Origin of the sequence: Amycolatopsis sp., from assembly GCF_036008905.1 — a bacterium.
Lineage (GTDB): Bacteria > Actinomycetota > Actinomycetes > Mycobacteriales > Pseudonocardiaceae > Amycolatopsis.
This window is the reverse complement of record NZ_DASYMU010000084.1, coordinates 1-15157: the sequence shown is the minus strand read 5'-3', so window position 1 is coordinate 15157 and position 15157 is coordinate 1. Positions and strand designations below refer to the sequence as shown.

Here is a 15157-nt window from a genome sequence, read left to right as displayed (position 1 = left end):
GGGGCTCTTCGTGGCGTTCGGCGAGGTCAGCACGGTTATCAGGCGACCGGCGGAGGAGATCCTCGGTTTCATCATGGATGTCGAGGCCTATCGGGTGGTCGATCCGCGACTCAAGACGATCAAGTGGGTTCGCCGGGGGCACAACGAGACCGTTTTCCGGTTCCGGCCGCGGCTCATGGGACTACCCGGCCCGATGACCACCCAGCGTGTGGTGCTCACCCCGGGGGAGCGCGTCGACATCTCCGGCGAGCCGAGCGCGATGGACCGCGTCGCCGTCTTCGAAGCGCTGTTGGAATGCACCGCCGACGCCGGGGGCACGCGGGTGCGAAGGCGGCTGGAGTTCCGGTTCGCGAGACCGCTGGCCTGGCTTCTCGACCCGTTGTTCACTCGCTGGCTGGCCAAGGACATCGCTGCCGAGCTCGGGAGGTTGAAGGCTCATCTAGAACGCGAAAGTCGTCCCTGAAGGCGGCATGGGACACTAGAGGTGCTATGACTGCCCTCCCCCTTGTTTTCGATGCGCCGCGCCGCGGGCTCCCGCCGCGCCACCTTGCCGACCTCTCGACCGCCGAGCGCACTGCCGCCGTGGTCGAACTCGGCGAGAAACCCTTCCGTGCCAAGCAACTGTCCAATCACTACTTCTCGCGGTTGACCGTCGACCCGGCCGCGATGACGGACATCCCGGCCGAGTCCCGGCAGCGTCTCGTCGACGAGTTGATGCCGCCGCTGCTGACCGAAGTCCGGGCCATGGCCTGCGACGACGGCACCACCCGCAAGACCCTTTGGCGCGCACACGACCGCACGCTGATCGAGAGCGTGCTCATGCGCTACCCCGATCGCGCGACACTGTGCATCTCCAGCCAGGCGGGCTGCGGCATGGCCTGCCCGTTCTGCGCGACCGGCCAGGGTGGCCTCGAGCGAAACCTCTCCACCGCGGAGATCGTCGACCAGGTCCGCTCCGCCGCCGCGGTCATGCGCGACGGACTGATGTCGGACACCCACGGCAACCCGAGCCCGGGCCGCCTGTCGAACATCGTGTTCATGGGCATGGGTGAGCCTTTGGCGAACTATAAGCGGGTGGTTGCGGCGGTGCGCCGGATCACGGATCCGGCGCCGGACGGCCTGGGTATTTCGCAGCGTTCGGTGACGGTGTCGACGGTGGGTCTGGCGCCGGCGATCCGGAAGTTGGCGGACGAGAAGATGCAGGTGCGTCTCGCGGTGTCGCTGCACACGCCGGATGACGAGCTGCGTGACACGTTGGTGCCGGTGAACGAGCGTTGGTCGGTGGACGAGGTCTTGTCGGCCGCGCGCTACTACGCGGACACGTCGGGCCGCCGGGTGTCGATCGAGTACGCCTTGATCCGGGACATCAACGATCAGCCGTGGCGGGCGCAGTTGCTGGCGAAGGTGCTGCGCAAGCACCTCGGTCACCTGGTGCACGTCAACGTCATCCCGTTGAACCCGACGCCGGGTTCGAAGTGGGACGCGGCGCCGAAGCCGGTCGAGCGTGAGTTCGTGCGTCTGGTCAACGCCGGTGGTGTGGCCTGCACGGTTCGTGACACCCGTGGCCAGGAGATCGCCGCCGCTTGTGGCCAGTTGGCCGCCGAAGGCTGATTCTCTGTCGGTACCGTGATCTCTACGTGCGGCATCAGATTGCGTTGCACGAGGAGGTTCTCCTTGACCAGCTCCTTGCCGATCCGGGGGACTGCCAGGTGACGTCGACCGAATGATTCGGCCCTGCCGGTGGTCGGGAGTCAGCGTCCAAATGCCGATCCCCGACCACCGGCGTTTGTACCTTCAGCTGCTCTCGGTCCAGTGGCGCTGCAGCCTGACGATCGCCTCGTCCTTGGTCATCCCGGCAATCTCGGACTCGTCGATGCCAACGCGGGAGATCAGCATGTATACGAGGTCCGCAGGGAGGGCCGTCGTTGGTGGTTCAGGCGTGCCACGGTCTGGTTTGACACGATCCTGCACACACGACCAGAACCGCGTTTCATCGACCTCAAGTTGATCGCGGAGGATGTGCTTCCACAAGCTTTGCCCGTAGTTGCTGCGATCCACCGGATGTGAGATGCGTGTTCGCAGGATCCTGCCGTCGATGAGATCGAGTTCGTAAGTGAGGTGATGTGTGCCGGCTCGCCCTCGGGCGTCCCGCACTCGGCGCCATTCCTCAACTTGACAGAAGGTTTCGTGATGCTTGCGCGTTGGCTGTGGCCAGGTCACCGCTCAGCACCAACGAGCCAGCGACGAAGTTGGTCGTCATTGCTGAAGCTGATTAGTTGGACTAATCCCCAGTTGTCCCGATGGTTCGGAGTATTCAAGAGTCGGTCCTGCCAGTCCTCTGCATACTCTCGTAGCGCATCGATCATCTCGGTGATGGCCTCGTCGAACGACTCGCCATCAGCGGCTACAGGTAGCCCTGGGATGAAAACCGACCAGCCCCCGGCCTCCGGAACGACTTGGGCCTGTGAGGGAACGATCGACGCGAGAAAGTGACGCAAGCGTTCAACATCTACAACGGCGGTCGTGACCGAGTCACGTCGAACGGTGGCGGTACGCCCGCTCTCTGCTGCGTCCAACAGGTCCTTCAGATGAGTGCGAGCGTCGGTGTAGCTGTCGTAGTGAACAGCGGACATGGCAACCTCCCGGGTCAATCCTCAACTAGTCTGCCGGTCATCTCTAAGTACGTCAAGTACGTCAAGTACTTAGACCACTCGCCGTGTTGAGATATCGCCGTCTCGACGTCGGATTTGTCAGCTATAGGCTTGATTTCGGTCTGGCACATAACACGAATGTGATCCCGTGGAACCCGACGCCGGGTTCGAAGTGGGATGCGGCGCCGAAGCCGGTCGAGCGTGAGTTTGTGCGCCTGATCTAACGCCGGTGGCCTGCACGGTTCGCCACACCGGTGGTCGAAAGATCGCCGCGGTCAGCTGGTCGGCGAGAGCTGAGTCAAGCCGGGGTCTCATGAAGGAAGCGGCGTGCTTCTGGATCGCAGCCGCGCGTTCGCTGTCGCGAGCGCCATGGTGAATATGTGAATTGTGTACCCCTGTCAGGCCTTCTGAGTCCCTCAAGGTTCCTTCACCGCGTGGCCGAGGAAAGGTGGCCTCGTGGCCTTGCCTAGGTGAAGAGACCGCGGATGTCGTCGGCGTCCAGGCCTGTTCCGAACGCGTTCCCGTCGTCCATGACGTTGGAGAACAGTTCCGCTTTCTTCGCCTTCAACGCCATCACCTTCTCTTCGATGGTGTTCTTGGCGATCAGGCGGTAGACCATGACGTTCCGGGTCTGTCCGATGCGATGGGTCCGATCGACGGCTTGTGTTTCGGTGGCGGGATTCCACCAGGGGTCGAGCAGGAAGCAGTAGTCCGCTTCGGTCAGGTTCAGCCCGAAGCCGCCTGCCTTGAGACTGATGAGAAACACGGGAACGGACCCGTTCTTGAAGCGCTCCAGAACCTTGGCCCGGTTCCGCGTTTTACCGTCGAGATAGCAGTACTCGATTCCGTCGGCGTCCAGGCGCTCACGCACGATGTCGAGGAAACCGGTGAACTGGCTGAAGATCAGGGCCCGATGTCCGCCGTCTGTCACGTCGTGAAGCTGTTCGAGAAGTGCGTCGACCTTGGCGCAGGGGAGATTTCGATGCTTCTCGTCGACGAGCCCGGCGTGCAGGCTCAGTTGGCGCAGCAGGGTCAGGGACCGGAAGATGGCGAACCGGTTCTTGTTCATGTCGTCGACCAGGCCGAGGACTCTTTGCCGCTCTCGCTGCAGATGGGTCTGGTAGACCTTTCGGTGTCGCGGATGTAGCTCCACCTCCAGGAGCTGTTCCTGTTTCGAGGGGAGATCGGTGGCCACCTGTTCCTTGGTGCGCCGTTTGACCAGCGGTTTGATGCGGCGGCGGAATTGTGCGAGAAGTTCGGTGTCGCCCCGCTTTTCGATCGGGCGGGCGTAATAGTGGTCGAATCGGGTAGGGCTGGGGAACAGGCCGGGTGCGGTGATCGACAGCAGTGACCACAGTTCCATCAGGTTGTTTTCCATCGGGGTGCCGGTGATGGCGAGTTTGAACGGTGCCGGGAGTCGCCGCGTGCACTGGTAGATCTTCGAATGGTGGTTCTTGGTGAACTGGGCTTCGTCGAGAACCAGTCCGGACCAGGGCTGTTCGGCATATGCGTCGATGTCGAGCCGGAACAGCGTGTACGAGGTGACGACCACATCGGCGTCCGCGACGATTTCATCGAGCGTTTGGCTGCGACGCCCCAGTGTGTCGGAGATCGTCACCACCTTCAGGTCGGGCGCGAAGCGTGCTGCTTCGGCCGCCCAGTTCGGCACGACGCTGGTCGGTGCCACGATGAGGAACGGCGAAATGGCCGGGTCGGCCTGGTTGGCGTGACTGATCAAGGCGAGCGTTTGCAGTGTCTTGCCCAGCCCCATGTCGTCGGCGAGGATGCCGCCGAGCTGGAACTTCCACAGAAAAGCCAGCCAGCGGAATCCGTCCAGCTGATAAGGGCGCAAGTTCGCCAAAAGTGTCGCAGGGGGTTCCGTCGAGTCGACGGTGTCGATCGACCGCAGTGCGGCCAGTTGCTCTTTCCACGCCCTGGCCTGTCGGCCGACCACGCCGAGAGCGGACAGTTCGTCCCACAGCCCTACCTGGAAACGGCTGATTTTGAGCCGGTCGCCGGGTGCGTCCTGGAGCGCTCGCGCTTCTTCGATCAACTTTCGCAGGGTCTGTAGTTCAGGCTTCTCCAGGGAGAAGTAGGCCCCGTCGGGGAGCAGCATGTGCGACTCGGCGTTCGCCAAGGCCAGGAACACACTGGTGAACGGAACCTGCCGCCCTTCCACGGTGATGGTCACCCCGAGGTCGAACCAATCCGTCTCGCCCGCGGCAGCGGAGGTCGACAGGCCGATGGACAGCGAGTCGCCCGCCTCCCGGTAGTGCGCCGGCTCCCCGCTCACCTCCACCGCGATCCCTGGCCGGTCGGCCAGCAGCGGCAGCACCTCGGTGGTGAACCGCATCGTGTCGATGCCGCCGAGAGTGCGCTGGTCGATCGGGACGTCCAGGTCGGCCAGGACTGCGCGCTCCCGGTCGAGATCCCGGTATCCGTCCTCCGACGTCGCGTGCAGCGGAACGCGCAGCCTCGAATCGTCGATGTGGTAGGCCCATTCCCAGCTGACATCCATGGAGTGGCGCTTGCCGTAGGTCGCTCGCATGACCAGCGTCGGGTCGGAAATCGCCGGTGGGGTGAAGGCTTCGTCGGACGAGATCACCCCGGCCACGTGCCGCAGTCGTGGGTAGTACTCCTCACGAAACCGGGGCACTCCCGCCGCGGGAATCCGCAGGGATTGGTTCTCCAGCACCATCTGCTGCAGGTGGGCCGGTGTCGGAGAATCGAGTTTGGCCAGCCGGAGCCGCCAGCCCGAACGCTGGGTGGTCCGCTGGGCGTCCGCACGGTCGACATAGACGAGTCCATGGCCCTCGGCCCCGATGAACCGGATCGGCTGAACGTCTGTTTCCGTGCCGTCGACGCGGACTAGCGGGTTGACGTCGAGTGCTCGGGCGCTCTTGCCGCGGGTCACGTCCAGGTAAAGCTCGGCGGAGCCGTACCGCTCCACCTCGCCCAGGTGCTTCCTGCTGTGGACCAGCCGCACGCCGGCCGCGTAGGCCTCGTCCAGCAGCGGCCAGAGCTGGCGGCTGGCGAACGCGGACAGGTCGATCGTCTTCTCGTCGCTGTAGCTGTAATGGCCCCGCTGATGGTCACGCGACTTGTAGACCGAAAAGATGTCCTGGAGCACCCGCACGTGTGAGGCGAGGTGACCGCGGTAGTGATGTGGGGAACTCAGCTTGCTCCAGCTCAAGCCGGTGCCGACCCAGCCGTTCCTGCCCGGCTGCACCAACCGTGCGACCAGCGCCGGGTGGGCACCGTCGGATAGCGTCAGCTCGACTGCCAGCGGTACCTCTGTCGAGCCGCCCAATGGAACGGCTGTCCCGGGTTTGAGCAGCGAGTCCAGGGATTTCTCCCAGGTTTCGCGTTTCGGGCCGTGAGCGGACGCCGGTGGCGAAGCGCGCTTTGGCGGGTTGACGTCGATCGCCGTCAGCACCAGGGCGGCGACATGCTTGCAGTCGAACCCGACCGGGCAGCTGCACTCGCCCTGTTCGAACTCCAGGTGCTCGTCGTCGACAGCCGAGAAATACGCCGTCGAGTCGTACAGGTAAGTCCCTTGTACTTGCCCGTGGAGCGCGCCGCTCGTCGCGTCCCACCGCATCGCGATGACAGCGTGCTGCCGGGCGTACTGGGCACCCCTCGCATAGGTTGTCCTGCCGACGGCGTCCTCGAGGTCCGCGGGATCGACGTCGGGCAAGGTGACCAGTTGCATGCCACGACGGTAGCGCCTGTCCGTGCCGGAGCCGCTTGTGGCTAGTTGGCAGCCGAAGAGAACTGACCCCCACATGTGGGAATAACCGTGATCGACCGGCGCTACATGTAGATGAGAACATCTCCGGCGAGTCCATGGAGGACAGACATGTCTGCGACGATCGACACGGCCACGGCTTCGCCGAAGGCGGAATCCTTTGTGGTTCCGGCGCTCGACGACTTCGACTTCGAGCTCACCGACGGCGCCGCCTGCCGTATCGAGGACCCGGACTGCGAAGCCTGCCAGTAGTCGCCGAAGCCGAGAAAAGCCCCCGACCGGCCGGTCGGGGGCTTTTCTGTCTGCCGGGCCTACTTGCAGAGGGCGTCTTCGATGACGTGGACGGTGCCCACGACCTCTTCGAGCGACTTGGGCAGAGCCGTGACGGCGAGAGCGGCGCCGCGGCCGTCGTCGGTCACGCCGTTGACGGTGTGGTAGCCGAAGATGTCGCCGCCATGGCCCCACATGAGGCCACCGCACTTCAGCGGGGTGCTGGACAGGCCGAGGCCGTAGCGCTCACCGGGCAGCTGGCCGGTGGCTTCGACGGTGGTGCGCATCTGGGCGAGCTGCGCGGGCGGGAGCAGTTTGCCGCCGAGCAGGGCGCTGAAGAACGCGTTGACGTCGGTGGGGGTGGAGACCATCTGCCCGGCGGCCCCGGCCCACGAACCGTCGATTTCGTCGACGTCGCGCAGAGGCTTGCCGCCGGTGGCCCGGTCGTAGCCCTTGGCGTGGCGTTCCCGGATCCGCTCTTCGCCGACCGGCGGGTAGTAGGTGTGGTGCAGGCCCGCGGGCTTGATCACCCGGTTGGTGATCACCTCCATCACCGGACGGCCGGTGACCTTCTCGAGGAGCAGGCCCGCGACGATGTAGTTGGTGTTGCTGTAGCTGAAGGCCGTGCCGGGAACGGAGGTCGCGGGCTTCGCCAGCGCCCGGTCGATCAGGGTGCGCGCGTCGAGGTAGGTGTGCTGGAACTCCGAGATGTCCGCGCCCAGCGTGTCGGTGTAGTCGGGCAGGCCGCTGGTGTGCTGCAGCAGCTGGTGGACGGTGATGTTCCGGCCGTCGATTCCCTGACCCCGCAACAGGTTCGGCAGGTACTTCTCGATCGGCGCCGCCAGGTCGATCTTGCCCTCGCCGACGAGCTGGAGGACGGCCACGGCGGTGAACGTCTTGGTGTTGCTGCCGATGCGCACCTGGCCGTCGACGGGCACCTTGGCGTTCGTTTCGACATCGCCGACGCCCGCGGTGTAGTTGCGGTTGCGGCCGTCCCGGCCGTGCACGGCGGCGAGTGCGGCGGGAAAGCCCTGGCCCACCAAGTCGTTCAGTCCACTCTGGACCACGTCACGGGACTTGTCGCTTTCGGCTGAGGCAGTCGACGCTGTCGCCGTCACTCCGGCGGCCAGGGCACACAGGGCTGCGAGTGTGCCGACCATCTTGAGACTGTTCCGGCGAGACATGGTTTCTCCTTCGTGGCAACGGATTTCGTTTGGTGATGCCACTGATCCTGCGCGACCGGGCGCGGTGGCGACATCCGGCCAGCGGCCGACTCGAAGGTAGAGCTGGCTCTACCACGGGATGGCCCCGCGCGGGATGTTCCGGGACCCCTGGTGATCCATAAGTTGGGTGCCGATCCCAGAAAAGGAGCCCCGGATGAACACCAGACTGGCCAGCGCACCGGTCGGCACGACCGCACTGCGCCTCGACGCCGTGACCAAGACTTACGGCACCGGTGAAACGGCGGTGACCGCGCTGCGCGAGATGTCGATCGGGCTCACCCGCGGCACCTTCACCGCGGTCATGGGCCCGTCGGGTTCGGGCAAGAGCACCTTCCTGCACTGCGCCGCCGGGCTCGACCGGCCGACGGCCGGCAAGGTGTGGCTCGGCGACGTCGAGCTGTCCGGGCTGCGTGAGGCCAAGCTCACCGCGGTGCGGCGTGAGCGGGTCGGCTTCGTCTTCCAGGCCTACAACCTGATGTCCGCGCTGACCGTCGAACAGAATGTCGCGCTCGTGCCCCGGTTGTCCGGGCAAGCCGTCGACCGCGCGTGGCTGCGGGAAGTGCTCGAGCGGGTCGGCATGGGCGGACACCTCGACCGCCGGCCCGCCCAGCTCTCCGGTGGCCAGCAGCAGCGGGTCGCGATCGCCCGCGCGCTGGTCAACCGGCCCGACGTGGTCCTCGCGGACGAACCGACCGGTGCCCTCGACACGCGCACCGGCCGTCAGGTGCTCGAACTGTTCCGGCAGCTCGTCGGCGAGCTCGGACAGACCGTGCTGATGGTGACCCACGACCCGGTCGCCGCTTCGTACGCCGACTCGGTCGTGTTCCTCGCCGACGGCCGGTTCGCGGGCGAGCTCCACCGGCCCACGGCCGCGCAGGTGTCCGACCGGATGACCCACCTCGGGGAGGTCTGAGCCATGTTCGATCTCGCTTGGAGCACAGTCAAAGCCCGCCGCGGCGGGTTCATCGCGGCTTTCGTCGCCCTGTTCTTCGGCGCCACGGTGATCACCGCCAGTGGTGTCCTGCTCGAATCCGGGCTGCGGTCCGGTGTCGCCGCCGAACGTTATGCCGCCGCTTCGGTGATGCTCGGCGGACAGCAGAACCTCGAGACGTCCGCACCGATGAGCCCGTCGTTCTCCGAACGGGTCTCGTTGCCCGCCGATATCACCGCCAGGGTCGCCAAGGTTCCGGGTGTCGCGAGCGCGGTACCCGAGCGCAGCGTCGAGGTGAATCTCGTTACCGGGCAAGGGGAAGTGCGACGCGGCGACGTCCCGCTGTACGCGCACGGCTGGTCGTCCGCCGGGCTCGCGCCCTTCACCCTGACCGCGGGAAGACAGCCGCAGGCGCCGGGTGACGTCGTGCTCGACGCCGGATCGGCCACGGCTGCCGGACTGTCCATAGAGGACAGTGTGCGCATCACCGCCGGTTCGGACGTGGCCGAATACCGGGTGGCCGGCATCGCTTCGGCGCCGTCGCTGACCCGCCAGTCGGCGGCGTTCTTCACCGACCAGACAGCGTCCGCGCTGTCCGGTACGCCGGACCGGATCACCGCGCTCGGGGTCATCGCCGCACCGGGCGTGGACGCCGGGGACCTGGCCGACCGGATCACCGCCGCACTGCCCGACGTCCCGCTGGCCGCCTACACCGGACAGGACCTCGGCGACGTCGAATTCCTCGATGTCGGGCAGGCGCGGGGTTTCCTGACCGCGCTGTCCGGTTCGCTCATGGGCACCGTCGCCATGATCGTGCTGTTCGTGGTCGCTTCGACACTGGGTCTGTCGATCCAGCAGCGACGCCGGGAGCTCGCCGTGTTGCGGGCGATCGCGGCCACTCCGCGGCAGATCCACCGGATGATCGGTGCCGAAACGCTCCTGGTGTCCGTGGCGGGCGGCGTGCTCGGGTGTCTTCCCGGTTTCGTCGCGGCGGGGTTCCTGCGGGACGCCTTCGCCGGTGTCGGCGTGCTGCCGGCGGACTTCGCGCTCACGTACAGCCCGTTGCCCGGGCTGGCCGCGGCGGTGCTGTGCGTGCTGAGCGGACTGGGCGCCGGGTACTTCGCGGTGCGGCGGTTCGCCAAGGCCAACCCCGTCGACGCGCTCGGCGAAGCGGCGGTCGAACCCGCTGCGCTCGGGAAGAAGCGTCTTACGTTCGGTTTCGCCCTCGTCATCGCCGGGTCGGCCGCGGGCACGGTCCTGCCACTGGCGATCCCCGGTCCGGCGGCGCTCGCCGGCGCCGCGGGTTCGGTGCTGCTGCTGATGGTCGGCGCGGCCGTGCTCGGCCCGTACCTCGTGCAGGGCGTCACCCGGCTCCTCGCGCCGGTGCTCACCCTGGGCCGGATCAGCGGGTATCTCGCGGTGGCCAACGTGAAGGCGAACTCGCGGCGGCTCAGCGGCGCGGTCGTCCCGCTCGCGCTGGCCATGGCGATGGCCTCGGTGCAGATCTTCAGCCTCACCACCGCCGAAGCCGCCGCGGCCGACGAAGCCCGGACGGGGATGACGGCGGACTTCGTGCTGGCGAGCGGCGGAACCGGGCTGTCCCCGGACGTGGCCGGCGCGGTGCGGAAGGTGCCAGGGGTGGCCTCGGCGATGCCGGTGGTCCGCAGCCAGGTCGTGATCGCGTACACGTCGCTGGGGGATCCTCAGGCCGAATCCTATGCGGCCCAAGGGATCGCGGCCGAGCACCTCGGCCGGGCACTGGATCTCGCGGTGAGCTCCGGCTCTCTCGGCGAATTGCGCGGTGACACTGTCGCGCTCAGCGAGTCGCTGGCCGGAACCGCCGGCGCGGGCGTCGGCGACACCGTGGAAGTCCACCTCGGAGACAGTGCGGAGCAACGGCTTCGCGTGGTCGCGGTCTACCAGCGCGGGCTCGGGTTCGGCGACGTCACACTGCCCCACGACCTGCTCGCCGAGCACACCACCGACCGGCTCGACGACTCCGTCCTGGTCTCGGCCGCCGAGGGCACGGACCTCGGCGCACTCGGCGCCGCCTTGCAAGGACTGTCCGCCGGACACCCCGGACTGGGCGTGCTCGACAGGTCCGCGTTCACCGCGGCGCAGAGCGAACAGCGGGGGCAGCAGTCCTCGACGAACCTGATCGGCAACGGATTGCTGTTGCTGTACTTGGTCATCGCGGTGGTGAACACGCTGGTGATGGCCACCGGCGCGCGGTCACGCGAGTTCGCCATGCTGCGGCTGATCGGTACCGGGCGGCGGCACGTGCGGCGGATGATGACGCTGGAGGCGGGCATCGTGGTGGTCGCGGCCACGCTGATCGGCGCCGCGGCGTCGGCCGTGCCCCTGATCGGGATCAGCGTCGCCACCACCGGGCGGGTCCTGCCGGCCGTCGAACCGTTGGTGGCCGGGGCGATCGTGCTGGTGGCCGCGGTGATCGGCTTCTCCTCGATCGTGTTCGCCACCCGCTCGTCCCTGCGCGGCCGTCCGGTCGACGCGGTCGGCTCCGGTGCTTAGTGGTCGCGGCGACCTGGATTTCCACCGTGCGATCATGGGCGCCCTCAGGCCCATCGCCCCACCTCCCAAGGAGTTGTCGTCGTGACTGAACCCGCCGTGGCGCGGCCAAAGGTGCGGGCGTGGAAGTTCCTCGCCTTCACCGCCCTAGTCGGTTTCGCGGCCCTGTTCCTGTTCGTCGGCCTGTTCCTGAGCGTGGTTTTCGTCGTCACACTGCCGTTGCTGCCGCGGATCGTGCGTCGCATCGCCCGTCTCGCGGCGGCCGAACGGCAACGGCTCGGCCGGTACCTGGCGACGCCCATTCCGTCGCCGCCGGCGGTGGAGGGGGATTTCGCCAAGGTGATGACCAGTTCGCACACCCATCGCGACATCCGGTGGCTCGCGCTGCAAGGCAGCGTCGGCATGGTGGTCGGTTCGTTGGCGCTCGCGTCGCTGACGGGGGTGCTGCAGAATCTCGTGGTCGCCGTGGTCTGGCCGGCTTTCCCGGGGATCACGACGACACTGGAAATGCGGATGACGTCGTGGGGTGACTCGGGCCTGGCGGTGCTCACCGCCGCCGGTTACGCCGCGTTGGGCTTGCTCTTGGTGCCGCCGCTGGCCCGGTGGTATTCGAGGGTCAGTGCGGCCCGGCTCGCGCCGCCGAAGGCCACGCTCGTCGAACGACTCGCCGAGGTCACCGCGACGAGGGCCGCCGCGCTCGAAGCGCACGGCGCCGAATTGCGGCGGATCGAGCGGAACCTCCACGACGGCACGCAGAACCGGCTCGTCGCTGTCGTGATGCACCTCGGCATGGTGGAACGGGCGCTGAAACGCGACCCCGCGGTGGCCCTGCCGATGGTGCTCACCGCACAGAACGCGGCGACAGACGCGCTCGCCGAACTGCGTGAGGTGGTGCGCGCCATCTACCCGCCGGTGCTGGCCGACCGTGGCCTCAGCGGCGCGGTGGCCTCGCTGGTGTCGCACTGCGCGATCCCGTGCACCCTCGACGAGCAGCCGATGCCCCGGTTGCCCGCGGCAGTGGAGGCGGCGGCCTACTTCGTGGTGGCCGAGGCGCTCACCAACGCCGTCAAGCACAGCGGGGCGGAGCGGATCACCGTGAGCCTGCGCACCGAGGGCGAAAACATCGTCGTCGAAGTCACCGACGACGGCCACGGCGGCGCCGACGAGGCACAGGGCAGCGGCCTGGTCGGGATCCGCCGCCGGATCGCCGCTTTCGACGGCCGAACGAGCCTGGTCAGCCCGCTCGGCGGACCCACTGTGCTGCGAGTGGACATCCCTGCGGGACCATGACCCCGTGCGCATCGCGATCGCCGAGGACGACGCCCTCCTCCGGGAGGGTCTGACCCATCTGCTGCGTGCCGAGGGCATGGATGTCATCGCTGCCGTCGACAACGCCGAAGATCTGCTGACGGCCATCGCGGCCGACACCCCGGACGTCGCGGTGGTGGACGTCCGGATGCCGCCGACGTTCCGCGACGAGGGACTGCGCGCCGCCGTCGAAGCGCGCCGCCGATGGCCCGGCCTCGCGGTGCTCGTGCTCTCGGCGCATGTCGAGGAGAGCTACGCGACCGACCTGCTGGCGGACGGCACCGGCGGCGTGGGCTACCTGCTCAAGGAACGGGTGGGAAAGGTCGCCGACTTCCTCGACGCGCTGCACCGGGTCGCCGCCGGTGGCACCGCGATGGACCCCGAGGTCGTCGCGCAGCTGTTGGTACGCCGCCGCGCCGACGACCCGTTGCAGGCCTTGACCCCTCGCGAGCGCGAAGTGCTGGAGCTCATGGCGGAAGGCCATTCCAACACCACGATCGGCGGCATGCTGGTCGTCAGCGACGGCGCGGTGCACAAACACATCGGCAACATCTTTGCCAAACTCGGCCTGCCCTCGACGGACGCCGGTCACCGGCGCGTGCTGGCCGTCCTCGCGTACCTGAAAGCCTGATTTGCCAGCACTTTTCGCCGCTGCCCGCGATATCGGGTGACCATCAACCGCTACGCTCGGCGGCTATGGAATCGCCAAGACCGCTGCCTCGCGGATGCCGCCGATCGTGCTGATGACGGTCCTGGTGCTGCTCGGACTTGTGATGGTGCCCGTGTTCGCCATTGTGGTGATGGCATTCGTCTCGCAGTTGTCCAAGGGCAGGGTCACGAACGAGATGATGGGTATCGCCTTTCCCATCATCGTGGGCTTCCCGATCGCGGTGGTGCTGTGGCGCCGGTCCCGCCGCGCCGAGACCGTCCGCGGGGCGTGGATCCTCGCGGTGGTGGGCGTTCTCGTTCTCGGCGGGGTCTCGTATCGGCCGGTTTCCGACGTGGGTGCGATGTTCTACGAGGAGTGGAAGGAAACCCAGCCCGGCGGGCGGGGCTATTGACGGATGACGGAGGACGGCCGCGGCGAACCGCGCCGGCCGCGAGTCCCGCGTTGGCTCACCGCAGGCTGGCGTGGAGTTCCGGCGGGCCGCCCAAGGTGTAGCGCGAGGAAAGCGGCATGCTGCCGTCGATGTCGGTGACACCCAGCTGCGCGCCCAGTTCGGCGTTGATCAGCGCGCGGCCGGAGTAGCTCATCAGGTCGTCGGACGCGTAGAGCGCGGCGATCACGCGGCCGGTGAACTGCGGCGATTCGCGCTTGGCGGCGGGCCGGGATTCGGGGGGCAGTGTGTCGAGATAGGCGCGGGAGCGTTCGGTGTCGAGGCCGCCCATCCAGATCGAGACGGCGGCGACGCCGTGCGGGCGCAGTTCCTTCGCCATGTCGGCGGCCATCTTGTCGGAGCCCGCTTTCTGTGCCCCGTAAGCAGGTCCGTGGTAGTAGGCCACCGAGCCGTAGTGACCGGTGTTGACGATCAGGCCGCGCCCGTTGGCGATCAGCAGGGGAGCGGCGTGGAAGGCGGCGACGTAGTGGGAGCGCAGGCCGACGGTCAGGATATCGGCGGCGTCGAGCGGCTTTTCCCAGAAGCCGGCGGACGTGGGCATGCCGGTGAAATTGGCGGCGTTGTTGACCAGGATGTCGAGACTTCCGTGCTCGCGTTTCACTCGGGCGAACAGGTCCGCCACGGCTTCGTCGTCGGCGTGGTCGACGGCGACGGGGATGCCCTTGCCTCCCGCTTCGTTTACGAGTGCCGCCGTTTCCGCGATCGTGCCGCCGTAGGGCGAATCGGCCGGCAGCTTGCTGCGTCCGGTCACGTAGACGGTCGCGCCCGACTGGCCGAGGGCGACGGCGATGCCCTTGCCCGCGCCTCGGCTCGCTCCGGTTACCACGGCGATCACCACGGTGAACCTCCTGAGAGTGTTTGATCCAACTCGAACACTCGCCAGTGTACGATGGCGATCTAACATGTCAAGCGGAGGACGTCATCGCCGAGCCAGCCACGCGCCGCACCCGGAACCTGGTCCACACCGACCCGGCCGAAGTCCCGTTGCAGGGCGCCCTCGACGCGCTCGCCGACCCGGTGCGGCGCTCGATCCTGCGCGAGCTGTCGTCCGAACCCGATTTCACGCGGGCCTGCGGGACCTTCACGCTGCCGGTGTCCAAGGCCACGGCCAGCCACCACTTCGCGGTACTGCGCGCGGCCGGGCTGCTGGAGCAGGTGGACAAAGGGCCGCGACGGCTCAACCGGCTTCGGCGCGAGGAGTTCGACGCGCGATTCCCCGGCCTGCTCGCTCTCGTGCTGGCGGAGTCGTAAGCACGTAACCGCGTTATTGATGGGTAAGGCGAATATGGCGTGCCTCGGCATGTCGCAAACGTGCCGTTGGGGACGGTGAACGTCGCAAACGGGCCGGTTGCGGCATCGCTGATCAACGGGCGGTGACG

The 15157-nt window shown here is 67.3% G+C and carries 14 protein-coding genes and 1 pseudogene; 10 read left to right on the top strand and 5 right to left on the bottom strand.

Annotation, left to right across the window (positions count from 1 at the left end):
- The first annotated feature begins 10 nt into the window (after positions 1-10).
- Positions 11-463: an SRPBCC family protein gene (locus VGP60_RS15790; protein WP_327548753.1), complete on the top strand. Its 453-nt coding sequence runs from the start codon at positions 11-13 to the stop codon at positions 461-463.
- 26 nt (positions 464-489) lie between these two features.
- A complete protein-coding gene (rlmN, locus tag VGP60_RS15785) occupies positions 490-1611 on the top strand; it encodes a 23S rRNA (adenine(2503)-C(2))-methyltransferase RlmN (protein WP_327548752.1) in 1122 nt (373 codons plus the stop codon).
- 183 nt (positions 1612-1794) lie between these two features.
- Here rlmN and VGP60_RS15780 read toward each other — a convergent pair whose 3' ends face one another.
- Both VGP60_RS15780 and VGP60_RS15775 read right to left on the bottom strand, forming a co-directional pair.
- Positions 1795-2220, bottom strand: coding sequence for a cytotoxic translational repressor of toxin-antitoxin stability system (locus tag VGP60_RS15780; protein WP_327548751.1), 426 nt, complete (start codon positions 2218-2220; stop codon positions 1795-1797).
- Entirely contained in the window at positions 2217-2633 is a 417-nt protein-coding gene (locus VGP60_RS15775; RefSeq protein WP_327548750.1) for a prevent-host-death protein, read from the bottom strand. Before VGP60_RS15775 ends, VGP60_RS15780 begins: the two co-directional genes overlap by 4 nt.
- Positions 2634-2758: 125 nt before the next feature.
- Between VGP60_RS15775 and VGP60_RS15770 the strand changes: the two are divergent.
- Positions 2759-2949, top strand: a pseudogene (locus tag VGP60_RS15770) (23S rRNA (adenine(2503)-C(2))-methyltransferase RlmN); the annotation flags it as partial.
- A gap of 168 nt (positions 2950-3117) precedes the next feature.
- On the opposite strand, the gene VGP60_RS15765 reads toward VGP60_RS15770, so the two are convergent.
- Complete coding sequence (locus VGP60_RS15765) at positions 3118-6363, bottom strand: DEAD/DEAH box helicase (protein ID WP_327548749.1); 3246 nt, start codon at positions 6361-6363, stop codon at positions 3118-3120.
- A gap of 147 nt (positions 6364-6510) precedes the next feature.
- On the opposite strand from VGP60_RS15765, the gene VGP60_RS15760 reads away from it, so the two are divergent.
- Positions 6511-6651 carry a hypothetical protein gene (locus tag VGP60_RS15760; RefSeq protein WP_327548748.1) on the top strand — a complete coding sequence of 47 codons (141 nt, stop codon included), beginning with the start codon at positions 6511-6513 and terminating at the stop codon, positions 6649-6651.
- A 59-nt stretch (positions 6652-6710) separates the two neighbouring features.
- On the opposite strand, the gene VGP60_RS15755 is transcribed toward VGP60_RS15760, so the two are convergent.
- Positions 6711-7853 carry a serine hydrolase domain-containing protein gene (locus VGP60_RS15755; protein WP_327548747.1) on the bottom strand — a complete coding sequence of 381 codons (1143 nt, stop codon included), beginning with the start codon at positions 7851-7853 and terminating at the stop codon, positions 6711-6713.
- A gap of 193 nt (positions 7854-8046) precedes the next feature.
- On the opposite strand from VGP60_RS15755, the gene VGP60_RS15750 reads away from it, so the two are divergent.
- From VGP60_RS15750 to VGP60_RS15730, 5 genes are all read left to right on the top strand, one after another.
- Positions 8047-8805, top strand: coding sequence for an ABC transporter ATP-binding protein (locus VGP60_RS15750; protein ID WP_327548746.1), 759 nt, complete (start codon positions 8047-8049; stop codon positions 8803-8805).
- Positions 8806-8808: 3 nt separating this feature from the next.
- The gene (locus VGP60_RS15745) at positions 8809-11355 is read left to right on the top strand and encodes an ABC transporter permease (protein WP_327548745.1); all 2547 of its coding nucleotides are present in this window, start codon (positions 8809-8811) and stop codon (positions 11353-11355) included.
- Between the two features lie 81 nt (positions 11356-11436).
- Positions 11437-12642 (top strand): sensor histidine kinase, encoded by a 1206-nt coding sequence (locus VGP60_RS15740; protein WP_327548744.1) that lies wholly within the window; start codon positions 11437-11439, stop codon positions 12640-12642.
- Between the two features lie 4 nt (positions 12643-12646).
- The gene (locus tag VGP60_RS15735) at positions 12647-13291 is read left to right on the top strand and encodes a response regulator transcription factor (protein ID WP_327548743.1); all 645 of its coding nucleotides are present in this window, start codon (positions 12647-12649) and stop codon (positions 13289-13291) included.
- A 94-nt stretch (positions 13292-13385) separates the two neighbouring features.
- Positions 13386-13721: a hypothetical protein gene (locus VGP60_RS15730; protein ID WP_327548742.1), complete on the top strand. Its 336-nt coding sequence runs from the start codon at positions 13386-13388 to the stop codon at positions 13719-13721.
- 55 nt (positions 13722-13776) lie between these two features.
- Here VGP60_RS15730 and VGP60_RS15725 read toward each other — a convergent pair whose 3' ends face one another.
- Positions 13777-14613, bottom strand: a complete 837-nt coding sequence (locus tag VGP60_RS15725) for an SDR family NAD(P)-dependent oxidoreductase (protein ID WP_327548741.1) — start codon at positions 14611-14613, stop codon at positions 13777-13779.
- 47 nt (positions 14614-14660) lie between these two features.
- Between VGP60_RS15725 and VGP60_RS15720 the strand changes: the two genes are divergently transcribed.
- The gene (locus VGP60_RS15720) at positions 14661-15029 is read left to right on the top strand and encodes an ArsR/SmtB family transcription factor (protein ID WP_414640357.1); all 369 of its coding nucleotides are present in this window, start codon (positions 14661-14663) and stop codon (positions 15027-15029) included.
- Positions 15030-15157: the final 128 nt, after the last annotated feature.